At 68.9% G+C, this 25,204-nt stretch carries 27 protein-coding genes and 2 tRNA genes; 8 read left to right on the forward strand and 21 right to left on the reverse strand.

Annotated elements, in window-relative coordinates; genetic code table 11:
* Positions 1 to 186: 186 nt before the first annotated feature.
* Together BZG35_RS12565 and BZG35_RS18395 are read right to left on the reverse strand one after the other, a co-directional pair.
* The gene (locus BZG35_RS12565) at positions 187 to 1,116 is read right to left on the reverse strand and encodes a cupin-like domain-containing protein (RefSeq protein WP_077358112.1); all 930 of its coding nucleotides are present in this window, start codon (positions 1,114 to 1,116) and stop codon (positions 187 to 189) included.
* A gap of 11 nt (positions 1,117 to 1,127) precedes the next feature.
* Complete coding sequence (locus tag BZG35_RS18395) at positions 1,128 to 2,282, reverse strand: GNAT family N-acetyltransferase (protein ID WP_077355965.1); 1,155 nt, start codon at positions 2,280 to 2,282, stop codon at positions 1,128 to 1,130.
* A 143-nt stretch (positions 2,283 to 2,425) separates the two neighbouring features.
* Between BZG35_RS18395 and BZG35_RS17980 the strand changes: the two genes are divergently transcribed.
* The gene (locus BZG35_RS17980) at positions 2,426 to 2,590 is read left to right on the forward strand and encodes a hypothetical protein (protein WP_171981952.1); all 165 of its coding nucleotides are present in this window, start codon (positions 2,426 to 2,428) and stop codon (positions 2,588 to 2,590) included.
* 190 nt (positions 2,591 to 2,780) lie between these two features.
* Here the strand turns inward: BZG35_RS17980 and tuf are convergent, their stop codons facing one another.
* The 3 genes from tuf to BZG35_RS12585 all read right to left on the reverse strand — a co-directional run bounded on the left by tuf (position 2,781) and on the right by BZG35_RS12585 (position 4,269).
* Positions 2,781 to 3,971 carry an elongation factor Tu gene (gene tuf / locus BZG35_RS12575; RefSeq protein ID WP_077358114.1) on the reverse strand — a complete coding sequence of 397 codons (1,191 nt, stop codon included), beginning with the start codon at positions 3,969 to 3,971 and terminating at the stop codon, positions 2,781 to 2,783.
* A 52-nt stretch (positions 3,972 to 4,023) separates the two neighbouring features.
* Positions 4,024 to 4,097, reverse strand: a tRNA-Gly gene (locus BZG35_RS12580).
* 88 nt (positions 4,098 to 4,185) lie between these two features.
* Positions 4,186 to 4,269: transfer RNA gene (locus BZG35_RS12585), tRNA-Tyr, on the reverse strand.
* Positions 4,270 to 4,415: 146 nt separating this feature from the next.
* On the opposite strand from BZG35_RS12585, the gene rlmB reads away from it, so the two are divergent.
* From rlmB to BZG35_RS12605, 4 genes are all read left to right on the forward strand, one after another.
* Complete coding sequence (gene rlmB / locus BZG35_RS12590) at positions 4,416 to 5,333, forward strand: 23S rRNA (guanosine(2251)-2'-O)-methyltransferase RlmB (protein WP_077355966.1); 918 nt, start codon at positions 4,416 to 4,418, stop codon at positions 5,331 to 5,333.
* A gap of 75 nt (positions 5,334 to 5,408) precedes the next feature.
* Positions 5,409 to 6,251: a TerC family protein gene (locus BZG35_RS12595; protein WP_077355967.1), complete on the forward strand. Its 843-nt coding sequence runs from the start codon at positions 5,409 to 5,411 to the stop codon at positions 6,249 to 6,251.
* 87 nt (positions 6,252 to 6,338) lie between these two features.
* A complete protein-coding gene (locus BZG35_RS12600; protein ID WP_253189162.1) occupies positions 6,339 to 6,590 on the forward strand; it encodes a hypothetical protein in 252 nt (83 codons plus the stop codon).
* Positions 6,587 to 6,817, forward strand: a complete 231-nt coding sequence (locus tag BZG35_RS12605; RefSeq protein ID WP_077355968.1) for a type II toxin-antitoxin system HicB family antitoxin — start codon at positions 6,587 to 6,589, stop codon at positions 6,815 to 6,817. Before BZG35_RS12600 ends, BZG35_RS12605 begins: the two co-directional genes overlap by 4 nt.
* Here the strand turns inward: BZG35_RS12605 and metG are convergent, their stop codons facing one another.
* The 13 genes from metG to BZG35_RS12670 all read right to left on the reverse strand — a co-directional run bounded on the left by metG (position 6,818) and on the right by BZG35_RS12670 (position 19,200).
* Positions 6,818 to 8,521, reverse strand: coding sequence for a methionine--tRNA ligase (gene metG / locus BZG35_RS12610; protein ID WP_077355969.1), 1,704 nt, complete (start codon positions 8,519 to 8,521; stop codon positions 6,818 to 6,820).
* A 98-nt stretch (positions 8,522 to 8,619) separates the two neighbouring features.
* Positions 8,620 to 9,960 (reverse strand): MATE family efflux transporter, encoded by a 1,341-nt coding sequence (locus tag BZG35_RS12615; protein ID WP_077355970.1) that lies wholly within the window; start codon positions 9,958 to 9,960, stop codon positions 8,620 to 8,622.
* Positions 9,961 to 10,070: 110 nt separating this feature from the next.
* Entirely contained in the window at positions 10,071 to 10,469 is a 399-nt protein-coding gene (locus BZG35_RS12620) for a DUF1489 family protein (RefSeq protein ID WP_077355971.1), read from the reverse strand.
* A gap of 243 nt (positions 10,470 to 10,712) precedes the next feature.
* On the reverse strand, positions 10,713 to 11,078 hold the full coding sequence (locus tag BZG35_RS12625) for a hypothetical protein (RefSeq protein WP_077355972.1): 366 nt from the start codon (positions 11,076 to 11,078) through the stop codon (positions 10,713 to 10,715).
* Positions 11,078 to 13,084: a biotin carboxylase N-terminal domain-containing protein gene (locus tag BZG35_RS12630; protein WP_077355973.1), complete on the reverse strand. Its 2,007-nt coding sequence runs from the start codon at positions 13,082 to 13,084 to the stop codon at positions 11,078 to 11,080. The genes BZG35_RS12625 and BZG35_RS12630 overlap by 1 nt, the downstream gene beginning before the upstream one ends.
* A gap of 52 nt (positions 13,085 to 13,136) precedes the next feature.
* Positions 13,137 to 13,499: a hypothetical protein gene (locus BZG35_RS12635; protein WP_077355974.1), complete on the reverse strand. Its 363-nt coding sequence runs from the start codon at positions 13,497 to 13,499 to the stop codon at positions 13,137 to 13,139.
* A gap of 31 nt (positions 13,500 to 13,530) precedes the next feature.
* Positions 13,531 to 14,427 carry an enoyl-CoA hydratase-related protein gene (locus tag BZG35_RS12640; RefSeq protein WP_077355975.1) on the reverse strand — a complete coding sequence of 299 codons (897 nt, stop codon included), beginning with the start codon at positions 14,425 to 14,427 and terminating at the stop codon, positions 13,531 to 13,533.
* A 50-nt stretch (positions 14,428 to 14,477) separates the two neighbouring features.
* Positions 14,478 to 14,762 carry a hypothetical protein gene (locus tag BZG35_RS12645; RefSeq protein WP_077355976.1) on the reverse strand — a complete coding sequence of 95 codons (285 nt, stop codon included), beginning with the start codon at positions 14,760 to 14,762 and terminating at the stop codon, positions 14,478 to 14,480.
* Complete coding sequence (locus BZG35_RS12650) at positions 14,762 to 15,433, reverse strand: nucleotidyl transferase AbiEii/AbiGii toxin family protein (RefSeq protein WP_077355977.1); 672 nt, start codon at positions 15,431 to 15,433, stop codon at positions 14,762 to 14,764. Before BZG35_RS12650 ends, BZG35_RS12645 begins: the two co-directional genes overlap by 1 nt.
* 4 nt (positions 15,434 to 15,437) lie before the next feature.
* Positions 15,438 to 17,030: a carboxyl transferase domain-containing protein gene (locus BZG35_RS12655; protein ID WP_077355978.1), complete on the reverse strand. Its 1,593-nt coding sequence runs from the start codon at positions 17,028 to 17,030 to the stop codon at positions 15,438 to 15,440.
* A 219-nt stretch (positions 17,031 to 17,249) separates the two neighbouring features.
* Complete coding sequence (locus tag BZG35_RS12660) at positions 17,250 to 17,669, reverse strand: molecular chaperone DnaJ (protein WP_077355979.1); 420 nt, start codon at positions 17,667 to 17,669, stop codon at positions 17,250 to 17,252.
* A 13-nt stretch (positions 17,670 to 17,682) separates the two neighbouring features.
* Positions 17,683 to 18,537, reverse strand: a complete 855-nt coding sequence (locus tag BZG35_RS12665) for a division plane positioning ATPase MipZ (RefSeq protein ID WP_077355980.1) — start codon at positions 18,535 to 18,537, stop codon at positions 17,683 to 17,685.
* 114 nt (positions 18,538 to 18,651) lie between these two features.
* Positions 18,652 to 19,200 (reverse strand): SPOR domain-containing protein, encoded by a 549-nt coding sequence (locus tag BZG35_RS12670; protein ID WP_171981953.1) that lies wholly within the window; start codon positions 19,198 to 19,200, stop codon positions 18,652 to 18,654.
* A 193-nt stretch (positions 19,201 to 19,393) separates the two neighbouring features.
* Between BZG35_RS12670 and panC the strand changes: the two genes are divergently transcribed.
* Positions 19,394 to 20,257, forward strand: coding sequence for a pantoate--beta-alanine ligase (panC, locus tag BZG35_RS12675; protein WP_077355982.1), 864 nt, complete (start codon positions 19,394 to 19,396; stop codon positions 20,255 to 20,257).
* A gap of 68 nt (positions 20,258 to 20,325) precedes the next feature.
* A complete protein-coding gene (locus BZG35_RS12680; RefSeq protein ID WP_077355983.1) occupies positions 20,326 to 20,841 on the forward strand; it encodes a c-type cytochrome in 516 nt (171 codons plus the stop codon).
* On the opposite strand, the gene BZG35_RS12685 is transcribed toward BZG35_RS12680, so the two are convergent.
* Positions 20,842 to 21,612, reverse strand: a complete 771-nt coding sequence (locus tag BZG35_RS12685; protein ID WP_077355984.1) for a chorismate mutase — start codon at positions 21,610 to 21,612, stop codon at positions 20,842 to 20,844.
* Positions 21,613 to 21,885: 273 nt separating this feature from the next.
* On the reverse strand, positions 21,886 to 22,467 hold the full coding sequence (locus BZG35_RS12690; RefSeq protein ID WP_077355985.1) for a prephenate dehydratase domain-containing protein: 582 nt from the start codon (positions 22,465 to 22,467) through the stop codon (positions 21,886 to 21,888).
* 127 nt (positions 22,468 to 22,594) lie between these two features.
* On the opposite strand from BZG35_RS12690, the gene BZG35_RS12695 reads away from it, so the two are divergent.
* Positions 22,595 to 23,824, forward strand: a complete 1,230-nt coding sequence (locus tag BZG35_RS12695) for an FAD-dependent oxidoreductase (RefSeq protein ID WP_077355986.1) — start codon at positions 22,595 to 22,597, stop codon at positions 23,822 to 23,824.
* 3 nt (positions 23,825 to 23,827) lie between these two features.
* On the opposite strand, the gene BZG35_RS12700 is transcribed toward BZG35_RS12695, so the two are convergent.
* Positions 23,828 to 25,198: a class II 3-deoxy-7-phosphoheptulonate synthase gene (locus BZG35_RS12700; RefSeq protein ID WP_077355987.1), complete on the reverse strand. Its 1,371-nt coding sequence runs from the start codon at positions 25,196 to 25,198 to the stop codon at positions 23,828 to 23,830.
* Positions 25,199 to 25,204: the final 6 nt, after the last annotated feature.

The following is a 25,204-nucleotide window of genomic DNA, read 5'->3' on the forward strand; positions in this document are numbered from 1 at the left end:
TCAGGAGGCCTGAAATCTGGTAAGCTCCCTGGGGAAGGAGCCACGCCTTCGCTCGGTCGGAGGGCGACGGACCGGGCCTCGGCGCTTTCGCGCGGACTCATGTGGAGTGTTGCGGAGCCGGCACATATACGCCCTTCGCGGGCAAAATAAAGGCCTCGCGAACGATTTTCGGTGAACCGCTCCGGCCTAGGCCTTCAGCGCGCCCGCCCCGTCCGTCGCCGCGACGTTGGGCGTGAAGTCGCGCTCGAAATGGGCGATCCGGCTCTTCAACCCGCCCACGCGACGCAGCGCCAGCGACGCGGCCCAGCGCGCCGCCAGTTCGGGCGTCGACATGCCGTCGGTGAAGCGCGGACGCCCGCCCCGGCTGCGGATCACCGCATTGGTATAGATGGCCCCGTTGCGCAACCGCGTCGGCCAGGTCTGGAAATCCATCGACAGGCTGACGCAGAACTTGTCCAGGTTCTCGACCCGGTGCGGCGCATACAGCGGCCAGGTCAGGGCCTCGCCCGGCTCCAGGTCCATGACCTGGGCGTCGGCCTCGAACGCCCGGGTATAGGGCAGTTCCTCGGTCGTCTGGCGCGCCACCACCTGCTCCATCGCCGCTTCCGGCAGATGGGCCTCGTCGCCCGGATAGATGAACAGCCGCTTGCGCCCCCTCAGGTGGAACAGCACCACCCCGGCGGCGTCGAAATGATAGGGCACCTTGGCCACGGGCGACGAGATGATCAGCTGGCCGGCGTTGGTGACCGCCTTCATCCCGGGATAGGTGGCCTGGATCCTGGCGAACTCGCCCATGGCGGCGTTCCACAGGTCGGGACACCCCTGTTCCGCCTGCCTCAGATTGACCCACAGCCGCCCGGCCTGGATGGCGGCCAGCAGCTGGTCGCCCGACAGGCCGCCGCGCGCGCCGGTCCGCAGGCTGACCTGCCCGTCGGCGTCGTAGTCATACAGGTTGATGTCGAACAGATGCGCCGGATAGCGATGCAGGATCTCGGCCAGCGCCTCGTCGGAGGCGAAGCCCTGCTCCACCAGGCCGTGCGCATGCTTCCGCGCCTCGGCGATCGGGCCCGGATAGCGGGTGCGTCGGGCGGGATCGGGGGCGTGGGACTGGGTCATCGTCATCTCGTTCACGCCGCGGCCTGTCGCCCGGTCGCCTTGCGCACGGCGACGCCCGCCGCCGCGACCACGCCGCGGAAACGGTTGGCGGGCGTGGTCTCGCAGGCCTCGATGGCGGCCCAGCGGCGGCGCACGCTGGTCCGCAGCCGCTCGCCCCGCCCGCCCGAGGCCCCGTCCAGCAGGCCGACGGCCGCGTCCGACAGGCTGGCCCCCAGGCCGGGCCTCAGCACCACGGCCTCGCGCACGCTCTGGCTCGCATTGCAGAAATACTTCTTGTAGCCCTCGCCCCCGAAGCCGAAGTCGAACACGCGGAACCCCGCCGCGCAGCCCAGCCGCATCGTGTCCATGGTCAGCAGGATGCCGGGCGAACAGCGCGCCAGAGCGGGCTCATAGGCCGGGAACCAGAAATGGTAGCGGTCGCCCGCGTGCAGCGAGTATTCGATCGCCGTCAGCTTGTCGCCGGCCCACAGCGCCGCCATCGACGCCCCGAACCCGGGCCGCGTCTCCGCCATCAGGGCGTGCAGCAGGTCGGCGGTCCAGCCGCAGGCGAAGATGTCGTGCCGCCCCGTCCGCGCATACTGATCGCGCTTCAGCCCGATCAGATGGTCCAGCAGCGCCGGATCGCGCAGCCCATGCTCGACCCGGATCGGCCCCTGCTCGGCCTCCAGGCTGCGGCGGGCGCGTTCCTTGTCCTTGAAATACTTGCCCCAGGTCTGGCGGCGCTCGGCGTACCAGCCGTCGTAGGACCCCTCCCCCGCCTCGGGCACCACGGTCATCAGGGTCTCGCGCAGGCTCCCGAGCCCGGACGGCCCGACCCAGGCCGAGACGTTCAGCCGGGGCGCGCCCAGACGCTCGGCCACCTCGGCCAGGGTCGGGGCCTCGCCGGGCAGGGCGATCACGCCGTGATAGTCGTTCATCGGCGCGCCCAGCGGCTGGATCGCCGACCCGCGCCTCTGGTGCGGGAAATAGCCGACCGTGCGCCCGTCGCGCCTCAGGATCGCCACCGCCGCGTCCGGACTGATCCGCGCCGCGATCTCGGTGAACTCCCAGGCGAAATAGGGGCTGGCCAGATCGGGATTGGCGTCCGTCATCCGCCGCCACAGGGCGACGTCGGCGACCGTCAGCCGGTCCGCCGTGACGACCTCGATCTGTAGCGTTCCGGCCATGCGCGTCTCCAGGACGCCCGCAGCCGCAAGCGCCGTTCCAGCCGCACAATGACCGCCGGGCCGTTTCGCGACGGTTGAGCGGCATGGTGAACGAAACCTTCGCCGCCCGGCCGGCGTTGCCCTAGCCCATACGGAGCCTGACCATGACCGACCCCAACCGCCCCCCCGGCTATACCGAGAACGAGAACCAGCGCCCGGACGGCGACGGCAACAGCCCCCGCCCCGCCACCGAACCGCGCGGCGCCGAAGGCAGCAGCAACTCCGGCGACACCGCGACCGATCCGGCGACGGGCAAGCCGAACGAATAAAGAAAAAGGCCCCCCGGTTCGCACCGGGGGGCCTCTTTCTGTCTCCCTCCCCTTCATGGGGAGGGACCGCGAGCCTAGGCGAGCGCGGGTGGGGCTGTGTGAAGTAGAGGTCGCGCTGCCCCGTTCGGACCCACCCGGATCGCTGTGCGATCGTCCCTCCCGACCAGCGGGAGGGAGACCGCGTTTTCGCTTAGGCGATGATCTTGGCCACGACGCCGGCGCCGACGGTGCGGCCGCCTTCGCGGATGGCGAAGCGGAGCTTCTCTTCCATGGCGATCGGGGTGATCAGCTCGACGTTCAGCTCGGCGTTGTCGCCGGGCATGATCATCTCGACACCCTCTTTAAGGTGCACGATGCCGGTCACGTCCGTGGTGCGGAAGTAGAACTGCGGGCGGTAGTTGGTGAAGAACGGGGTGTGACGGCCGCCCTCTTCCTTGGTCAGGATGTACGCTTCCGCCAGGAACTTGGTGTGCGGGGTGATGGAGCCCGGCTTGCACAGGACCTGACCGCGCTCGACGTCCTCGCGCTTGGTGCCGCGCAGCAGCACGCCGACGTTGTCGCCCGCCTGGCCCTGGTCCAGCAGCTTGCGGAACATTTCCACGCCGGTGCAGGTCGTCTTCTGGACCGGGCGGATGCCGACGATCTCGACTTCCTCACCGACCTTGACGATGCCGCGCTCGACGCGACCCGTGACCACGGTGCCGCGGCCCGAGATCGAGAACACGTCCTCGACCGGCATCAGGAACGGCAGGTCGACCGGGCGCTCCGGCTGCGGGATGTAGGCGTCGACGGTTTCCATCAGCGCCAGAACCATCTGCTCGCCGATTTCCGGGTTCACGCCGTCGGTCGCGGCCTTGGCCGAGCCCATGGTGATCGGAATGTCGTCGCCCGGGAACTGGTAGGACGACAGCAGCTCGCGCACTTCCATCTCGACGAGCTCGAGCAGCTCCTTGTCGTCGACCAGGTCGACCTTGTTCATGAACACGACCAGGGCGGGCACGCCGACCTGACGGGCCAGCAGGATGTGCTCGCGGGTCTGGGGCATGGGGCCGTCGGCGGCCGACACGACCAGGATCGCGCCGTCCATCTGGGCGGCGCCGGTGATCATGTTCTTCACATAGTCGGCGTGGCCGGGGCAGTCGACGTGGGCATAGTGACGGTTGGCCGTCTCATATTCCACGTGGGCCGTGTTGATCGTGATGCCGCGGGCCTTTTCTTCCGGCGCGGCGTCGATGTCGGCATAGGCCATGGCCTTGGCCCCACCGGCCTTGGCCAGCGTCATGGTGATCGCCGCCGTCAGCGTCGTCTTGCCGTGGTCCACGTGACCGATCGTGCCGATGTTGCAATGCGGCTTGTTACGTTCGAACTTTTCCTTGGCCATGGCCAAACTCCTGATGGCCCGGGTTGAGGGGCGCTGGGTGCTATCAAAAACCTGGAGCGGGTAGACGGAATCGAACCGACATATTCAGCTTGGAAGGCTGCTGTATTACCATTATACTATACCCGCACGGAAACCACGGCAGTCCCTTGTTTTTGCAAGAGAACTTCCGCAGTCGATCCGTTCTGCAGACCTCGTTCGCCGTGTCGAAACCGCGTGGTGGGGGAAGCAGGACTCGAACCTGCGAAGCTTACGCAGGGGATTTACAGTCCCCCCCCTTTGCCGCTCGGGACATTCCCCCTCGCGCGTTTCGAACCGTCGAACCCTGGCCGTCAGCTGTCTTTCGACCGCTACCGGAACAAAAGGCTTCAAGGTCGGGACACGCCTGAGATAGAGGGAGCGCCAGACCCGAAAGCCCTAGGGCTCCAAATCGGAGGGCGTCTTATAGTGTCGAGAAATCCAGAACGCAACGACCGGAAATCAGGTCCGAAAGCGTCATCGAAACCGGGCGGCAAACCGCCCTTCAAGCCCCGCTCCGGTGACGCTTCGGCCGAACCGCGTGGGCCGAAACCTGGCGGCTGGAACCCCAACCCGCCCGCCAAGGCCTTCTCCAGCGCCCCGGCCCGCGCCGGTCGCGGCAAGGTCGATGCCGACGGCTTCCTGTGGGGCCGCCATCCGGTATTGGCCGCCCTGGCCAATCCGGCCCGCAAGGGCATGGGCCGCCTGCTAGCCACCGAGGACCGCGCCGCCGAGATCGAGCGCGACAAGCTGGCCCATGGCCACACGATCGAGGTCATCGACGCCCAGGCCCTGGAGCGGATGCTGCCGATCGGGGCCGTGCACCAGGGCCTGGCCTTCAAGGTCCAGCCGCTGGAGGGCGTGGCGCTCGAGGACTTCGCCGATCCGGCCGAGGGAATCATTGTCATGCTGGACCAGCTGACCGATCCCCAGAACGTCGGGGCCATCTTCCGTTCGGCCCTGGCCTTCGGCGCGCGCGGCATCGTGGTCCAGGACCGCCATTCCCCGGCCCTGGCCGGGGCCCTGGCCAAGGCGGCGGCGGGCGCCACCGAACGCCTGCCCTGCGCCCGGGTCACCAACCTGTCGCGCGCCCTGGAGACCCTGGCCGACCTGGGCTGGCGCGCCGTCGGTCTGGACGGTGATTCGGACGAGTTGCTGGAAGATGCGCTGGACCCGCGGCCGACCGTCCTGGTCCTGGGGTCCGAGGGCGACGGCATCCGCCGCCTGGTGGCCGAGCACTGCGACGTCCTGGCGAAGATCCCCATGCCCGGCGGGTTCGAGAGCCTGAACGTCTCGAATGCCGCCGCCGTGGCCTTGTATGAGGCGACCAAGAAGCAACGCGGCTGACCCCCGCCTCCCCATCGGCGACGCCGACGGGGAGGAGACTTGGCACCCCGGCCCCTCCCCGCTAGAGACCGCCCCATGGAATTTCTCAGCTCCCCCGAGTTCTCAAGCCAGCTGACCGCCCTGGGTCAGGTGCTGGCCATCGACCTGGTCCTGGCCGGCGACAACGCCGTGGCCGTGGGCCTGGCGGCCGCCGCCCTGCCGGTCGATCAGCGCCGCAAGGCCATCCTGATCGGCCTGGCCGCCGCTGTGGTCATGCGGATCGGTTTCGCCCTGGTCACGGTCCAGCTGTTGGCCATCGTCGGCCTGCTGCTGGCCGGCGGGGTGCTGCTGCTCTGGGTGTGCTGGAAGATGTGGCGCGAGATCCAGGAGCAGAAGACCCACGACCAGGCCGAGGCCCAGAAGGAACTCGAACTGGCCCTGGCCATCGAGCACGGCAAGGGCCCCTCGCCGGAAGAGCTGGGCCTGAAGCGCAAGAGCTTCGGAGCCGCCCTGCTGCAGATCATGATCGCCGACATCACCATGTCGCTGGACAATGTGCTGGCCGTCGCCGGGGCGGCGCACGACCACCCCTGGATCATGGTCTTCGGCCTGATCCTGTCGATCGCCCTGATGGGCCTGGCCGCCACCTTCATCGCCAGGCTGCTGAACAAATACCGCTGGATCAGCTACGTCGGCCTGGTCATCGTCCTCTACGTCGCCCTGCACATGATCTGGGACGGCGCGCGTTCGGTGATCGTGCGGACCGACCGGACGGAGGCGTTCAACGCCTCGGCCCCGGCCTTCCTCGACATCGGCGAGGAAGAGGCGGCCAAGCATCTGAAGGGCGTGCGCACCGAGGACAGCGCCTTGCCCGCCCCGCCGACCCCGACCGCCCCCGCCGACGCGCCGCCCCCCGTGACGGCCGCGCCCGCGGCTTAGGTTCCCGGGCGCACTGAGCTGTCGATCCCCTTGTCCAGCGCCCTGGACAAGGGCTTCCTCTGGGCGGGGCCCTGCTCTGGAGCCGGGGTGACCAGCGAGGACGAGGATGCAGCGGCTCGAGGAGATGCGCGTCAACCCCTATGGCAGATGGCGCATCCAGGATGTCGAGACGGTCTGTCGCCACTACGGCGTTCTCTGCGAGCCCTCCAGAGGCGGCGGTTCCCATTACAAGATCGCGCATCCGGCGATGCGGCGGAAGCTTTCGATCCCGTCGCGCGGCCGATCAAGCCGGTGTACATTCGCGACCTGATCAAGTTCATCGACGAGCTGCCGAAATGAACGCCGACCCGTCCGCCTATCCGGTCATCGTCCAGCCCCTGTCTGAGCCGGACGGGGGCGGCTATGCCGCGCGGGTGCCGGATCTGCCGGGCTGCATGAGCGACGGCGAGACGCCGGAAGAGGCCATCGTCAATGTCCGCGACGCCATCATCGCCTGGATGGAGGCGGCAGAAGACGTCGGACACGCGGTCCCGCCCCCCTCGCTCGAACTGAAGCTCGCCTCCTAGCTAGTCCGCGCCGCCGAACCGCTCGCTCCACTCGGCCACCTGCGCGTCCTCGATCTTCTTGAACAGCACCTCGGCCGAGGCCACCTTCTGGCCGCGCGGCAGCCGGTCCAGCAGCCCCTCGCCCGCCGTCGGCCAGGACAGGTCGCTCTCCCCCACCGTCGCCGCGATCGTCGGGGCGGTGAAGGGCATCACCGGCGCCGCCAGCCGGGCGAACAGGGCGACCAGGTTCAACCCCGTCCGCACCCCCACCGCCGAGCGTTCGACATCGGTCTTGTAGGCGGTCCAGGGCGCGGCCTCCTGCAGGTATTCGTTGCCCAGCACCCAGACGGCGCGCAGGGCCACGCAGGCCTTCCTGAACTCCATCGCCTCGAAGGCCGCCGTCGCCTCGGCGATGCCCGCCGCCACATCGGCCTCCAGCTTGGCCTCCAGCGGCCCCGGTTCGCCGCCGTCCGGCACGACGCCCTCGAACTTCGACTCCGCGAACTTGACGATCCGGTTGACGAAATTCCCCAGCACATCGGCCAGGTCCTTGTTGGTCGTCGACTGGAACTGCTCCCAGGTGAAGGCCGCGTCCGACCCCTCGGGCCCATAGGCCGTCAGGTGCCAGCGCCAGTAGTCGGCGGGCAGGATTTCCAGCGCCTGGTCCATGAAGACCCCGCGCTTCTGCGAGGTCGAGAACTTGCCGCCGTACCAGTTCAGCCAGTTGAAGGCCTTCAACGTGTCGACCGTCTTCCACGGCTCGCCCGAGCCCAGGATCGTCGCGGGGAAGGACACGGTGTGGAAGGCGACGTTGTCCTTGCCCATGAACTGGACGTAGCGGACGTCGTCTGCGCCACGATCCAGACGCCACCAGCTCTCCCAGTTTCCATCGTTCGCCTGCGCCCACTCCTCGGTCGCGCCAATGTATTCGATCGGGGCGTCGAACCAGACGTAGAAGACCTTGCCCTCCATGCCCGGACGCGGCCCGCCGTCGTCGCCGACCACCGGCACGCCCCATTTCAGGTCGCGCGTGATGCCCCGGTCGATCAGCCCCTCGTCCAAGTGCTTCAGCGCGATCGACTTCGCCAGGGTCTGCCAGTCGGTCTTGGATTCGATCCAGGCCCGGATCCGGTCCTCGATCTTGGTCTGCAACAGATACAGGTGGCGGGTGTCGCGCACCTCCAGGTTGGTCGAGCCCGACACGGCCGAATACGGCGCGATCAGGTCCGTCGGGTCCAGCAGCCGCCCGCAGTTGTCGCACTGATCGCCCCGCGCGCCGACGTGTCCGCAGTGCGGGCAGGTCCCCTCGACGTAGCGGTCCGGCAGGAACCGCGCGTCGTCGATCGAATAGACCATCCGGTCGACCCGCTCCTCGATCAGCCCGTTCGCCTCCAGCGCCTTGGCGAAATGCTCGGTCAGGCGGCGGTTGGGCGCGCGCGACGACCGGCCGAACCAGTCGTAGCTCAGGCCGAACGCCTCACCGGCGGCCTTCTGGACCTCGTGCTGTTCGTCGCAATAGGTCTGGACGTCCTGACCAGCGGCGGCGGCGGCCAGTTCGGCCGGGGTGCCGTGCTCGTCGGTGGCGCAGATGTAGAGGACCTCATGCCCCTGCCCCCGCTTGAACCGCGCATAGACGTCGGCCGGCAGCATCGACCCGGCCAGATTACCCAGATGCTTGATGCCGTTGATATAGGGCAGAGCCGAGGTGATCAGGATGCGGGGCATGGAACTCGAGGGCTTAGGGCTTAGGGCTTAGGGCTTAGCTTTGGTTAGTGGCGAGTGCGGACGCCTACCGCAACCCCGGTGGCCTTATGACCTAAGCCCTAAGCCCTAAGCCCTAATCTCCCCGCCACCCGAACGAACCGCCCCGTCAGCAAACTCGCCGACACCAGACTGGCGATGATCACCGCCCAGACCAGACCATCGACCCCGATCCGGTGGGCCAGCACCCAGCCCAGCGGCATCATCACGGCCCCGTACGAGAAGAAATGCATGATCGTCGGCCACCAGACGTCGCCCGCCGCGCGGTTGGCCTGGGACGCCACCACCTGGATGCCGTCGGCGACGAAGAACAGGCTGGCCAGCACCAGGGCCGGCACCGCGATCGCCGCCAGAAGAGGGTCGCGGTTGTAGGCGGCGATCAGCAGGGGCGCGGTCGGCCACACCACCAGCGCCACGACCAGGGTCAGGACGGCGATCGTCCCGATCCCGACCAGGCCGTTCCTCAGCACCCCGCGCGCATCCCCGGCCCCGTAGGCCTGGCCCACCAGCACGGCCGTGGCCGACGACAGCCCCATCGGCACCATGAAGACGATGGCCGAGATATTGAGCACGATGGCCCAGGCGGCCGTCTCCTCGGTCCCCAGCTGTCCGGCGATAAAGGTCATCAGCGCGAAGGCCCCGACCTCGATGAAATAGGACGCGCCCGACCCGGCCCCGATCTTGATCTGCTCGCGCTCGGCCGGCGGGTCCTTCGGGGCCTTGCTGAACACCCCCAGCGCCCGTGCCTCGGGCAGGCGGGCGATATAGATCAGCAGGAACACGGCCAGCGAGCCCCGCGCGAAGAAGGTGGCCCAGGCGGACGCCTCCGCCCCGAACAGCCCGATCCCCAGGATGTCGGGCACCAGCAGCAGGTTCAGCGCCAGATTGACGCCATTGGCGACCCACATGGCGATCATGCCCGGCTTGGGCTTGCCCAGGGCCTCGAGAAAGAACTGCGCCGCCACCGAGATCAGATACGCCGGCATGCCCAGGGCGAAGACGATCAGCGCCGGTCGCGCCCCCTCGCCCAGACCGTCGGCCAGGTTCAGCTGCGTCAGGGCCCACGGCCCGACCACGATCAGGGCGATCATCGCCGCGATCCCCAGCTGCAGCGAGTAGACCAGCCCGCGCCGCAGCACGGCCCCGGCCTCGTCGCGCCGGCCCTCGCCGATCCGCCGCGCCGTCATCACCTGCACGCCCAGCAGCAGGCCCACCGCCGTCGTCACCATGATCGACGTCGGGGCCAGGGCCAGGGAGCTGTAGGCCAGCTCGGTGCTGGAATAGTTGCCGACCACGATGGCGTCGGTCAGCCCCATCGTCATGATCCCGATCCGCGCCAGCACCACCGGCCAGGCCAGGGTCAGCAGATCGCGGGTCGCGGTTCGGGTGGCGGGGGAGAGCATGGTGGCTGGTGGCTAGGTGGCTGGTGGCTGGGATCAAGACCGAAGGCTGGCGGCTATACACGGTCGCGGGTGCACCTCACCAGCCACCAACCACCAGTCACCCAGCCCCCCTACCAAGCCCCCATCTCCCTCAGCTGCATCGCCAGTTCCTCCGGCATCTCCCCCGCGTCCATCGACGACAGGTCCGCCGGCGCGTCCTTGGGTTCCAGATAGCGCCAGCCCTGGAACGGCCGACGTGCCTGGGGGGCCGTGCGGATCACCTCGGGCGACAGCTGAATCAGGCACATCGACGCCTTGCCCTCGCCCTTGGTCGAGACGTCCAGGATCGGCATCCGGCAGGTCACCGACCCCTTCATCACCCAGAACAGCGACCCGCCGTCCTCGATCTCGGCCGCCCGCTTGGGCGTCATCCGGGTATGGACCGTCAGCCAGTCCCCCTTCCCCGCCCGCCGTTCCAGCGTCTCCACCTCGGTGACACCGACGCACAGCTTGATCATGTGAAGAGGCATGCCCTGCTCTAACCCTTCCGTTCATCCCGGCGAAAGCCGGGATCCAGTGCTTTGGGCGATCCGCCACACCGATAGCGCGTTGCCGCCGATCCCGGACGCACTGCCCCGCGAAAGAACTGGATCCCGGCTTTCGCCGGGATGAGCGGGATCCGGGTTTCGAGACCATCGCAGCTGGCGGCATCAGCCGCGTCCTGCCCACGAACTCGAAGGCTCCGGCCGAGCTGGCGAACGTCTTGCGCTGGTTTAATTCAATACGCGGGTCACGCCTTGCCCGATGGCAGGGATCATGTTCCCGGCCCGGGCAAGCTCCGCTGAGCAGCGATCTGCAGAGGCGAAGACGCCGTCGATCCCGCGCTCGCGGATATGCGTTTCGATCCGCGCTGGCCAATCTTCATGCGGCACCCGAGCCTCCAGGCGGCCCAGGAAATACATCAGACCTCCCGTGAGGCTGCGCGCCTGATCTGCACTGTTGGCAGTCCCTAGGCTGATCGCCATCAGACTTGAGCACTCGAGATCTGCGCCGGAAGGGTCGGGAGCAATCTCTGGCGAGACTGCGACGCTTGGATCCTGGCCCGCCATGGCAAGCACAAGGAACATTTCGATCATCATCACGCGCTCTCCTGCTTCAAGACCATAGCCAGCACCGCATCCGCCGCCACCTGATCCCCGACGGCGAAGGCCACCTCGCCCACCATCCCGTCAAACGGCGCGTTCAGCGCATGCTCCATCTTCATGGCCTCCAGCACGATGACCGGCTGCCCCTTGGCCACCACATCCCCCGCCTTCGCCGGCGTCGCCACGATCTTGCCCGGCATGGGCGCGCGCAGGGAACCGTCGGAGGCGGCAGCGCTCATGCTGGAGTTGAACCGCGGCTCAGTGACTTGCCACGCCCACCCTCGATCAAAGACAAGGCAGGCTGTGTCTCGCCAACTCCCGCGATACCCGACCGTCCCGACCCCCTCGACTTCAATGCGCCGGGGCTTGCTTCGGCTCACGAATCCCTGGTCCTCGATCTGGACGTCCCACGAGAAATCACCGGACTGACGCGAGAGCACAATGCCCGAAACGTGCTCTCCGCCAACCGCCGCGCGATAACTCGCTCGACGCGGGGCATTCAACCGAAAGCCGCTGGCCGGATTATTGGCATCGGCTTCCCAAGGCGTTTCGCGATCCGACGCCCAAGGCCTTGACCCGAGATGCTGATCCTCAGCCGTGAGCGTCAAAGCCGCGATGCGCACCAGCCCCGAAGGATGGGTTGCGACCAGCCCCCCCTCCTCCGCCCCGATGAACCCTGTGTCCACATCCCCCACCACGAAGCGCGGATGCTCCAGACACCGCACCAGGAACCCGGCATTGGTCCGCACCGGCCACACCTCGACCGCGCCGCACGCCTCGGCCAGCCCCTCGGCGGCGGCCTCGCGCGTCTCCGCATGGACGATCAGCTTGGCGATCATGGGGTCGTAGAACTGGCTGACCTCGCCGCCCTGCTCCACGCCTGTGTCGATCCGCACCCCGTCAGGCAGGACGAAATGATCCAGCTTGCCGATGCTCGGCAGGAAGCCGTTCGCCGGATCCTCGGCATACAGCCGCGCCTCCATGGCCCAGCCGTTGATGCTCAACTCGTCCTGCCTCAGCGGCACCGGCTCGCCCGCCGCCGCCCGGAACTGCCATTCGACCAGGTCGACGCCGGTGATGGCCTCGGTCACCGGGTGTTCGACCTGCAGCCGGGTGTTCATCTCCATGAACCAGATGCGGTCGGCGCGCAGGCCTTCGGTCCCGTCGGCGATGAACTCGATGGTCCCCGCCCCGACGTAGTTCACGGCCTTGGCCGCCTTGACCGCCGCCGCCGTCACCGCCGCCCGCGTCGCGTCGTCCATGCCGGGGGCCGGGGCCTCCTCGATCACCTTCTGGTGGCGGCGCTGCAGCGAGCAGTCGCGCTCGAACAGGTGCACGACCTCGCCGTGGGCGTCGCCGAACACCTGAACCTCGATATGGCGCGGCGACAGGATGTATTTCTCGATCAGCACCCGGTCGTCGCCGAAGCTCGACGCCGCCTCGCGCCGGCACGACCCCAGCGCATCCAAGAACGCCTCGCCCGCATCGACCCTGCGCATCCCCTTGCCGCCGCCGCCCGCCACCGCCTTGATCAGCACCGGATAGCCGATCGCGTCCGCCTCGGCCTTCAGCCGCTCCGGCGACTGGTCCGCCCCCATGTATCCGGGCGTCACGGGCACCCCCGCCTCGACCATCAGTTTTTTGGCCGCGTCCTTCAGCCCCATGGCCCGGATCGCCGCCGGCGGGGCCCCGATCCAGACGATCCCCGCCGCCATCACCGCCTCGGCGAAGTCCGCGTTCTCGCTCATGAAGCCATAGCCCGGGTGGATGGCCTCGGCCCCCGTCGCCCTCGCCGCCGCCAGCACCTTGTCCGCATCCAGATAGCTCTCGCGCGCCGGCGCCGGCCCGATCAGCACCGCCTCATCGGCCTCGCGCACATGCAAGGCCCGGGCGTCGGCCTCGGAATAGACGGCGATGGTGCGGATTCCCATCCGCCGGGCGGTGCGGAAGACGCGGCAGGCGATTTCGCCACGATTGGCGACCAGGACGGAGGTGAACATAGCGTCGGTTTAGAGGCGCGCGGGGCGAGGGTCGAGGGTCGAAGCGGCGCGCCTAGACGGTCTGCAGCGCCCGGACGAACTGACCCGTGCTCAGATCGCCGTCCCAATAGCCCACCAGAGCCGCCTCATTCAGCCGGATCCAGGCCGCCACGCGATGGAAATCGGCGGTCGCCAGCGGCCCTTCGATGACGCGCGGCTCGGGGCGCACCCCAACCACCGCCGTGTCCTCGACGATCATGCGATCTCCGTGCGGGCGGCACACCTTCACCCGCACGTCATGCCGAGCATTGCCCCTGGGGCTGACCCAGACGGTCATCGGCAAACCGGTGTCGCGGGGATACAGGTTCGCCATCTCGAAAAGCTCATTCTCCGCTTCGAGAGACCATTCCGGATGGACGGGCTGGTGCACGGTCATGGCCGCAGCCTAGCGCAAAACCGCCGGTCGGTCACTCCGCCCAGCGCGGCGCGCGCTTGTCGAGGAAGGCGCGGACGCCCTCCTGCCCCTCTTCGGAGACCCGGGCCCGGGCGATGCGTTTGGCGGTCTCCTCCATCAGGCCGCGGTCGATCTTCTGGCCGACGACGTCGTTGATCAGCCGCTTGGCCTCGCCCATGGCCCCGGGGGCATTCTGGGTCAGGCTGTCGGTCAACATGGAGATGAACTCGTCCATCGACCCCTCGGGCAGGACCATGTCGATGATCCCGGCGTGGGCCGCATAGTCGGCGTCGAAGATGTTGGCCGTCATGAACAGCTGCCGGGCCCGCCGCGCCCCCACGGCCTCGACCACATAGGGGGCGATGGTCGCCGGGATCAGGCCCAGCTTGACCTCCGAGAAGGCGAACCGCGTGCCCTCGATGGCCACCGCCATGTCGCAGGCACAGACCAGGCCCGCGCCGCCGCCCATGGCCGCGCCCTCGACCAGGGCGACCGTCAGGGCCGGGATATCGTGCAGGGCCTTCAGCATCTTGGCCAGCATCATGGCGTCGTCGCGATTGTCGCTCTCGGACCAGCCGATGGCGTCTCGCATCCAGCCCAGATCGGCCCCCGCGCTGAAGGTCCCGCCCGCCCCGCGGATGAAGACGGCGCGCACATTGTCGGCCCCATGCAGGGTCTCGAACGCCTCGTGCAGGGCGGCGACGGTGGCGGCGTCGAAGGCGTTCTTCTTGGCCGGCCGGTTGAGGGTGATGAACACCACCCCGCCCGTGGTGGAGTCGATCTGGACCAGATCGTCGTTCGCGTCCGGGGCCGGATCGGGCACCAGCGGATGGGCGATGGCGTTCATCTCGGCCGCCTCGGCATCGGTGATGTCCAGGGCGTTCAGGTCGGTCTCGGTGGGGTCGGTCATGGTGGTCTCCTTGAGCCCCCAACGCGCCGCAGCACATTAGGGCCCGGGTGTCAGGCGAATTGGCGGGTCGGCAGAGGGCGCGGCGGCAGGTCGAGCATCAGGTGCCAGTAAGCCCAGGACCGACCGTCGATGATGCCGGGCGGTGCCTGCTCGAGCGCGTCCCTCAAGCCGTCGTCGCTGATGTAGCGGCGCAAGGTCAGCATGTCTTCATGGGTTGCGTAACGAAAGGCATAGGCCAGGAACCGCTTCGCATCCCCCAGCGCCTGTTCAGGTGCCTCGAACCAGATCACGCGACTGGCTACGGCCCGGGTGTCGTCGTTCAGCGGCAGGGGCATCAAACACCCGCCTTTCGGGGTGCCACGGCCTGCAGATCCGGCAGGGTGCTCAGATCCACGCCCCTGACAGCTTGGCCCAATGTGTCCTTTAAGGCGATCGGCAGGGCGGTGAGCATCGGATCATGGAAATAGGACAGCGCCTTCAGCGCCGACTGGGGTGAAAAGGAGGGTCCATAGATCGCCCGACCCGCCGCCAGCATGTCGGCGAGGCTCAACCCCGCCCCCAGCAGGGCACCGACATCGATGTAATCCTTCGCCTCGGCGCGCACCTGGACGACGGAGACCTTTGTGCCGGCCAGGTCGATCAGGTCGGCCACGGCCAGACCCGTGTCGTCGGCGCGCAATGGCTCCCGGACCCGACCCAGTCTCGGGACGCCGAAGAACGAAAGCTTGATCGGACCGTCGCGATCAAGCGTCACGCTGAGCGTCTCGGGCTCCACCTGGGTGACGATCGCACCGTCCAGGATGGCCAGGTCTTCCAGCAGGCGACGTGGGTCGATCGCGTGAGGGATGAAGAAGTCGAAGTCGATCGAGTCGCGATGACCCAGATGGAGCGCGATGGCCGTCCCGCCGTAAAGAACATACTCGGGCGGCAGGGTCGACAACTCAGCCCATAGCCGCCTTTGAGCCGCAGGCAGACTGGTCAGCCGGGGCGTGAAGGTTCCGGCCATCCCATCACATCCGGAACACGCCGAAGGTCGTGTCCTCGATCGGCGCGTTCAGGCTGGCGCTGATCGCTAGACCCAGCACGTCCCGCGTCTGCGCCGGGTCGATGATCCCGTCGTCCCACAGGCGGGCGGTGGCATAGTAGGGATTGCCCTCGTCCTCGTATTTCTGGCGGACCGGCGCTTTAAAGGCTTCCGCCTGTTCCGGCGTCCAGCTGTCGGCGTCGCGGTGGACGGTGGCCAGCACCGCCGCCGCCTGTTCGCCGCCCATGACGCTGATCCGGCTGTTGGGCCAGGTGAACAGGAAGCGCGGCGAATAGGCCCGCCCGCACATGCCGTAGTTTCCGGCCCCGAAGCTGCCGCCGATTAGGACGGTGAACTTGGGCACATTGGCCGAGGCGACGGCCGTGACCAGCTTGGCCCCGTCCTTGGCGATCCCGCCCGCCTCGTACTTCCCGCCGACCATGAAGCCCGAGATGTTCTGCAGGAACACCAGCGGGATCTTCCGCTTGCAGGCCAGTTCGATGAAATGCGCCCCCTTCAGCGCGCTCTCGCTGAACAGCACGCCGTTGTTGGCCAGGATGGCCACCGGATAACCCCAGATGCGGGCGAAGCCGCAGACCAGGGTCTGGCCATACAGCGCCTTGAACTCCTCGAACTCCGAGCCGTCGACCACCCGCGCGATCACCTCGCGCGCGTCATAGGGGGCCCGCACGTCGTCGGGGATCAGGCCGTACAGCTCCTCGGCGTCGAAGGCCGGGGCGCGGGGTTCCCGCACATCCAGATCGATGCGTTTGAGGGTATTCAGATGGCAGACGATGTCCCGCACGATCTCCAGCGCGTGCTCGTCGGTCTCGGCGACATAGTCGACCACGCCGGACTTGCGACCGTGCGTCTCCGCCCCGCCCAGTTCCTCGGCCGAGATGACCTCGCCGGTCGCGGCCTTCACCAGCGGCGGTCCGGCCAGGAAGATGGTGCCCTGGTTGCGGACGATGACCGTCTCGTCCGACATGGCGGGCACATAGGCCCCGCCCGCCGTACACGACCCCATGACGCAGGCGATCTGCGGAATGCCCTGGGCCGACATCCGCGCCTGGTTGAAGAAGATGCGGCCGAAATGATCGCGGTCAGGGAAGACCTCGGCCTGGTGCGGCAGGTTGGCCCCGCCGGAATCGACCAGATAGACGCAGGGCAGACGGTTCTGTTCGGCGATCTCCTGGGCCCGCAGGTGCTTCTTCACCGTCATCGGGAAATAGGCGCCGCCCTTCACCGTCGGATCGTTGGCGACGATCATGACCTCGCGGCCGGACACGCGCCCGACGCCGCAGATCATCCCGGCCCCGGGGGCCTCGTCATTGTACATGCCGTTGGCCGCCAGCTGGCCGACCTCCAGGAAAGGAGAGCCGGGGTCCAGCAGCCGCTCGACCCGGTCGCGCGGCAGCAGCTTGCCTCGCGCCACGTGCCGGTCGCGGCTGGCGTCCGACCCGCCCCGCCCCGCCTGGGCCACCCGCGCGCGCAGCTCGGCGTTCAGGGTGGTGTTGTGGGCGTGCAGCGCCTTGAAGGCGGCGCTGGCGGGATCGACGGCGGAGGTCAGCTTCGGCATGGCGGTTGGTTTAGGGGGGTTTGAGGTCGTCGGAAAGGCTTCCCTCTCCCCTTGCGGGAGAGGGCTCGAGCGCCCGCGAGCGAAGCGAGTGGACTTGCGCGAAAGGGTGAGGGGTCTCTCTGCCTAACGGGTGAGATCGAGTGTCACCCCTCACCCGACCGCGCCAGAACGACGGCTACGCCGCCGTGCGCGATCTCCCTCTCCCGCAAGGGGAGAGGGCTACTTCTTCAACAACCGATCCCGCGCCGCATTGAGCTTCGCCGCCAGCCCCTCGGTCCCGCCCTGATCCGGATGCGCCCGCCCCATCAGCCGGCGCCAGGCCGCGTTCACCGCCTCCGGCGTCGCCCCCGCCGGCACCCCCAGGATGGACCGGGCCTCGGCGTCGTCGATCGCCTCGCGCTTCACCGCCACGGTTCGCATCCGCGACGCCACCACCAGCCACAGCGCCGCCCCGACCAGGCCCGCGCCGCTGACCCAGGCCCCCTTGGTCAGCGCCAGCACCCCGCCCACCAGCAAGGCGGCCGAGACCAGGGTCGCCGCCACGCGCCAATGACCCCGGCGCGGTCCCTCGGTCTGGCGGCCCAGGCGGATCAGGGCCCAGACCACGATGCCCGCCATCACGAGCCAGATCAGGCCCATGCGAAATGTCCGATCAAGCGGCGGCGTCGAGTGCGGGCAGGCTGACGTCGTCCAGGCCGAGCGCCTGCATCAGGTTGCGCATCTCCTGGCGCGCCGCGACGTGCGCCAGCGACACCGCCACCGGCCGGACCTCGTTGGACAGGTCGGCGACCGTCAGGCCGAAGGGGAACAGCTCGCGATAGATGACCCGGTCGCGCAGGCCCGGACCGACGCGGAACCCGACCCGCTTGGCCAGCTTCAGCATCCGCTCCTCCAGCCGGCGACGGTTGCGCGCCTCGGCCACGGCCATGCGGTTGACGACCACGATCCAGTCGATGGCGGCGTGGCGGCCCTCCTTGATCGCGCGGTGCTTGCGGGCTTCCCACACGCTCTCAGAATAGGTCGAGGGCTTGAGCAGGTCCAGGGTCACCGGATCGACGGTGCCCAGCATGTCGAAATCGACGAAGCTGTCGTTCATCGGCGTCACGATCTGGTCGGCGCGGGCGTGGGCGGCGCGCGACAGGGCGGTGTCGCCCCCGGGCGTGTCGATCAGGATGACCTCGGCCCCGCTGGCGACGGCCTCGCCGAAGGCGGCCTCGAACCGAGCCAGCTGTTCGGTTTCGTCGGCCTTGGCCAGGGCCTTGCCGTCGCCGAGATCCGGCTCCGTCGGCATCGGCAGGGTCACGCCGTTGGCGGCGGTCCAGGCGGCCCGGTGCGAGAAGAAATGCGCCATCGAGCGCTGACGCAGATCAAGGTCCAGGATGGCGACCTTGCGGCCCGCATGCAGCAGACCGCAGACGATGTGGATGGCCAGGGTGGACTTGCCCGCCCCACCCTTCTCGTTGCCGACGACGATGACCTGAGCCTGATGGGTATGGGGCTGCGTCATGACCTTGAGATCCGGATGCTGGCGACCACCGACTCACACGGCCGGTCATCATGGTGCGCCAGAGTCGGACGCGCGGCCCCATCCGTCAACGGAAGCCTGAGCCACGCCTGTGGATCACCCGCGGCGCAGGCAGCCCAGCGCGGCGGCGTCGGCGGCGCGGCACACGGCGCGCGCGTCGTCGGACGGCACGGTCACCTTCAGCCGGGTCAGGGTGCGACCTTCGACCTCGACCGTCTCGAAGGCCGGGCGATGGACGGAGACCGCCCCGCCCGCAGAGCTGATCCGGGTCCAGGCGGCGCGGGCGGCGGCGGGGCTGGCGAAGGCCCCCAGTTGCAGCGTCTCGCGCGGGGCGGCTTCCGGGGCCGAGGGTGGCCGTGTCGGCAGGGGCACCGGCCGGTCCAGGAGCGGTGGGTCTACGGGCGGCCGGTCCACGACCCTGCGCAGCATGGCGTTCGTCACGGCGGGCGCGGCGGCGGCGACCATCGCCGGCGCCTGTTCGATCGCGCCCCGCAGGCCGACGTCCCGGGCATCCCAGAGCGCGTGCGGATCCATCACCTCGACCCGCAGCCCGCCGGGGTTCTCGACGGCCTCGGCGCTCACCTCGACCGGGCGCGGGCGTTCGGCGTGGGCGGCCGGTTCAGCGCCGAGGGGGATGCTGGCCACGCTCTCCGCCAGCGATTCGAAACGACGCGGATCGCCCTCGACCTGACCGCACGACGCGGTTGCGAGGCCGACGAGACAGAGGACAAGGACTGGACGAAGCGTTGTGCCGGGCGTCATAAGCCGCACTCTGGACCGGGACCGTTTTCCGCCCCGTGGACAAACACGCTTAAGTCGAAGGGTTAATCGGGTAAGCATGACGGACACCACTGCACCCCTACCCATCGCGCGAAACGTCGAGGCGTTGCGTGCGACCGTGCGCGACTGGCGACGTCAGGGGTTCACCGTGTCTTTCGTGCCGACCATGGGGGCGCTTCATGAGGGGCATCTGACCCTGGTCCGCGAGGCGGGACAGCGGGCCGACAAGGTGGTCGCCAGCGTCTTCGTCAACCCGACCCAGTTCGCGGCCCATGAGGATCTGGGCACCTACCCGCGTCGCGAGGCCGAGGACGCCGAGATGTTGGCCGGAGCCGGCTGCCATCTGCTGTTCGCGCCGAGCGTGCAGGCGATGTACCCCGACGGATTCGTCACCACGGTCACCGTCGGCGGTCCGTCCAGGGGACTGGAGACGGATTTCCGACCCCATTTCTTCGGCGGCGTCGCCGTGGTGGTGGCCAAGCTGCTGAACCAGGTCCAGGCCGACGTCGCCATGTTCGGCGAGAAGGACTACCAGCAGCTGCGGGTCGTCACCCGCATGGCCCGCGACCTCGACATCCCGACCGAGATCGTCGGCGTGGCCACGATGCGTGACGGCCATGGTCTGGCGCTGTCCTCGCGCAACGCCTACCTGTCCGAGGCGGAACTGGACATTGCCCGCCGCCTGAACGGCGTCCTGGCCGAGGCCGCCATCAAGGCGGCCGGTCGCCGCCCGATCGCCGGTGTCGAGCGCGACGCCTATACGGACCTGCTGAAGGCCGGATTCGAGCGGGTCGACTATGTCGCCGTGCGCCGGGCCGACGATCTCGGTGCCTTTCCCGACGGCGTGGTCGATGCCCCGGCGCGAATCCTGGCGGCCGCCTGGCTCGGGAAGACACGACTGATCGACAACCTGCCCATCTAGGGCTGTGGCGGCTTGACGCAGCCCCGGACCTGATGTTTCCCTCCGCTCGCAGAACGGGGGAATTTGAAATGAACAGGGTTGGGACTTTCGCCGCCGCCGCGTCGGGCTTGGTCTTGCTCACGGCGTGTCAGCCGGCCGCGACGAGCTCGGCCCAGGCTCAGGCCGACACCGATCCGCACGTGGTCGCCGCCACCGACATCGCGGCGGGACGCTACATCGTGCTGGTCGGCGGCTGCAACGACTGCCACACGCCCGCCTACGCCCAGACCGGCGGCGCGCAACCGCCTGAAAGCGAGTGGCTGAAGGGCAGCATCGAGGGCTTCACCGGCCCTTGGGGCACCAGCTACGCCAAGAACCTTCGCCTGACCGTCGCCGGCATGACCGAAGACCAATGGGTGGAGACGCTGGCCACGGGCACCGGCCTCCCGCCCATGCCCTGGCCCAGCGTCAAGGCCATGTCCGATGCGGACAAGCGCGCGGTCTACCGCTACATCAAGTCCCTGCCGGGCGACGCCGGCGAAGTCGCGCCGGCCGCCTTGCCGCCGGGCGTCGCTCCGTCCGGTCCGTCGGTGAAGATGGGCTGATTAGCCGATCGCCCCCACGCAGCCTTCGGCGTCGCCCGGCGTCAGGGCGGCGTCGGTCAGGGCCAGGGTCCAGCCGTGGTGGGTGTTCAGGCCCCAGCGACGCGCCCCGCCGCCGTCGCCGGCGTCGCCCCCGGCCGTGACGATGACGCTGCGGCCCTTCGGCAGGGCGGCCGGATCGATCTTGCCGATGGCCAGGGCGGTCGGCTGCCCCCCCGCCTGGCCGAAGCCGTCGAACACGCTGAGCGATGACCAGTCCCGCCGCAGCCCGACCCACCACGGGTCATCGGTGTTGACGGCCAGGACCGCCACGCCCTTGCCCTCGGCGGCAAAGGCCAGGGCCGCCTGCGGATCGCGCACCATGCGGATGGCGGCGGCCATGCCGAAACGGTGGCGGGCCCCGTCGAAGGCCCGGGTCGGATCGGTGGGGGCCCAGACCTGGACCTGAAGCTGGCCCTGTCGCGCCAGACCCCAGCCGACGATCTCGCGCCACAGACCGGACACCGCCTCGGCGTTGCCCGGTTCGGCCTGGTCCAGCATGCGGGTCAGGACGGTCTGCTCGCGATCCGGGCGCAGTTTGGTGTGGGGCCCGTGGGGCGCGTCCTTGGCCTGGCCGACTTTCGCGGCAATGGCCAGGCGGCGTTGGAACAGGGCCAGCAGCTGGTCATCGACGCTGTCGATCTCGGCACGCAGGGCGGCCAGGGCCATCTGCTCGGGGGACATCGCCTCGGGAGTCACGTCAGGCCAGGCGGGTTGGGTGTTGGCATTCGGCATGGATCAGGGCTTTCAAAGGATTGTTCGATAAGGGGCAAGGGTGCGCCGCCGCCCGTCTGGGGCGGTCGCCGGCGAGGCTGCAGGAGCGGATGCCGCTCGAGGCCTCAGCCGGCGTATCGAAAGCCGTAGAAACGATAGCCGAAATAGAGGTCGGCCGCGCGCGAACGGGGCATCGGGGTCTGGGTCGAGGCGCGCAGCGGAGACATGGGTCAGTCCGATGTTCCGGATCGACAGCGATCCGTACCCTCTAAGACACGCAAGGATCGTGCGGCGTCAAGCCGCCGCGCGCGCCAGAAGGACAAACCGCGTGCGGTTCTCGGTCGAATCCTGGAGATCGTGGCGCAGAACCGACAGGCCGTAGACCTCGGCCGCGGCCAGGGGCGCGAGAGCCGCGTGGCTGCGATCGCCGCCCTCCGCCACGGCGCGGGCCGCCCCCGCGGTATCGAAGGCCTCGACGACCTCGACCCCCATCGCGGCCAGCTTGCCCGCGCACTGGCGCAGGGCGACGGGATGGCTGGAGACGGTCCGGATCTCTCCGATTTCGACCCCATCCAGCGCCATCAGGGCGATTTGGATCGGCCGCCAGACATCGGCGACCTGCTCCAGTTTCGCCGAGGCGACCAGGGTGGCAGCCGGCTCGACCGCGCCGATGGTCGAGTTCTCGACCGGAATGAGCGCGCAGTCGCAAGCGCCCGACTTCACCGCCTCGATCGCCTCGGCGAAGGTCTCGAACGGCACATGCTCGTCCCAGGGCCGCAGTTCGACGCAGGCTTCGTGGCTGAAGGCCCCGGGCGCGCCCTGGAAGGCGGTGCGCCCGCCCCGGTCGTCGTTGTCGGGTCGGCCGATCTCGTTCATTCGCTCTCTCGCCGTTGCGCGCCGGAGATGCCTCGAACCTGGGGCGCGAACAAGGCCCCTCGTCTTGCCTCGTGCCGTCCCAGACGCCAAGAGTGATCGCGACCGTGCCCTTCCATGAGACCGCCGCATGCCTGCTTCGAGCCCTGGAAGTCGCCGATCGGTCCTGATGGGCCTGGGGGGCCTGGCCCTGGGCGGACCATCGCTGGGCGGCTGCGTCACGGCTCCCCCGCCTGCGCCGCGCGCCCGACGCCCGCGGTTCGTCGCGCCGCCGCTGGCGCCGTACCGGCTGGACCCATCCCTGATCACGCGGATCACGGTCTGCACCCGCCCCTTCCGCCCCCAGGGCCCGCGCATCGAGGCGGAAACCGTCGGCGACAAGCGGGTGGTGCACAACTACGGCCACGGCGGCAGCGGCTGGTCCCTGTCCTGGGGCTCGGCCGAGATCGTGCGCGGCCTGGCGCTGGAGGGCGGCACCCGGGAGGTGGCGGTGATCGGCTGCGGGGCCCTGGGCCTGACGGCGGCGACCCTACTGCAGCGCGCGGGGGCCAAGGTGACCATCTATGCGGCCGAGCGTGTGGCCCAGGCGCGGTCGGCGCGGGCGACGGGGCTGTGGACGCCGGACTCGCGGATCGCCGACCTCGATCGTGTCGATCCGGTCTTTCCGGCGCTGTGGGAGCGGATGGCGCGGTCGTCATGGGCCATGCACCAGACCTATGTCGGCCTTCCGGGCGAGCCGGTCGCCTTCCTGGACCGTTATGCCCTGCAGGGCGGCCCCCAAGTTTCAGGCCGGATGGCGGCGGCAGCCCCCGCGCCGACTCCGGCCGGACCGGCGCGGGTCCGGTTTGCCGAGTACGCCAGCCGGCTGAACGACATCGTGCCTCAGCCGCATGCGCTGGACCGGCTGCAGCACCCCTTCCCGGTCCAGGGCGCGCGGGTGGGACCGAACATGCAGTTCAACATCGCCGAACTGGGTCACAGGCTGATGTCCGACTTCCTGGCCGAAGGTGGACGGATCGAGCCTCGCACCTTCCGCGCGCCGGGCGATCTGGCGGCCCTGGCCGAACCGGTCGTGGTCAACTGCACCGGCTATGGGGCCCGCGCCCTGTTCGGCGACGACAGCCTGGTGCCCGTACGGGGTCAAATGACCTGGCTGCCGCCCCAGCCCGAGGTTCGGTACAGCGTCTATTATGACGGCGTCGGCCTGATCTCGCGGCCCGACGGCGTTGGGGTCCAGGCCCTCAGGGGCGGCGACATGGTCGGCTACGGCGACGCCAAGGAAACGATCGACCGCGCCGAGGCGGAGGCCGCGATCCTGCGGGCCGCCGTCCTGTTCGAGGCCGCCGGCTTCAAGGCCTGAACCCTAGGCCGCCTGCGACCGGTTGAGCCGTCCCGACTTCAATCGCTCGGCCACCAGGAAGGCCAGTTCCAGCGCCTGGTCGGCGTTCAGGCGCGGGTCGCAGTGCGTGTGGTAGCGGCTGGACAGGTCGTCCTCGGACACCGCCTGGGCCCCGCCGAGGCATTCGGTGACGTTCTGGCCGGTCATCTCCAGATGGACGCCGCCGGGGTGGACCCCCTCATGCTCGGCCACCTCGATGAAGCCCTTCACCTCGCCCAGGATCCGGTCGAACGGGCGCGTCTTGTAACCGCTTGCGGCCATCAGGGTGTTGCCGTGCATCGGGTCGATCGACCAGATCACCCGCTTGCCGTGGGCCTTGGCCGCCTTCATCAGGCGCGGCAGGCGGTCGTGGACCTTGTCGTGGCCGAAGCGGCCGATGACGGTCAGACGGCCGGGCGTATTGTCCGGGTTCAGGGCGTCGATCAGGGGCAGGAGATCGTCCGGCTCCATGGTCGGGCCGCACTTCACCCCGATCGGGTTCTTGATGCCGCGCATGAATTCGACGTGGGCCCCGTCCAGCTGGCGGGTGCGCTCGCCGATCCACAGCATGTGGGCCGAGGTGTCGAACCATTCGCCCGACCCGCCGTCCAGCCGCGTCAGGGCGCTCTCGACGTTCAGCAGCAGGGCCTCGTGCGAGGTGAAGACCTCGACCCGGCTGAGATCCGGATGGGTCTCGGGCGTGACGCCGACCGCCTCCATGAAGGCCAGGGCCTCGGCGATCTTGTCGGCCAGCTCGCGATACTGGGCCCCGATGCCGTTGTCGGCGAAACCCTGGGTCCAGCGGTGGATGTTGTACAGATCGGCATAGCCGCCGCCGGCGAAGGCGCGCAGCAGGTTCAGGGTTGAGGCCGACTGGTTGTAGGCCTTCAGCAGACGCTGGGGGTCGGGCACCCGCTCTTCCGAGGTGAAGCCCATGCCGTTGATGATGTCGCCGCGGTAGCTGGGCAGGGTGACGCCGTCGATGGTCTCGACGCCCGAGCTGCGCGGCTTGGCGAACTGACCGGCGATGCGGCCGACCTTCACCACCGGCTTGCGCCCCGCGAAGGTCAGGACCACGGCCATCTGCAGCAGCAGGCGGAAGGTGTCGCGGATGTTGTCGGTCGAGAACTCCTTGAAGCTCTCGGCGCAGTCCCCGCCCTGCAGCAGGAAGGCCTTGCCGGCCTCGACGTCGGCCAGACGCTCCTTCAGCCGCCGCGCCTCGCCGGCGAAGACGAGGGGCGGCAGGGCGCGCAGCTCGTCCTCGACAAGGCCGAGGGCGTGCGCGTCCGGATAGTCCGTCGGCATCTGCACGACGGGCTTGTTTCTCCAGCTTTCAGGGGTCCAGCGCGTATTCATTGGCAT

Source organism: Brevundimonas sp. LM2 (assembly GCF_002002865.1).
Lineage (GTDB): Bacteria > Pseudomonadota > Alphaproteobacteria > Caulobacterales > Caulobacteraceae > Brevundimonas.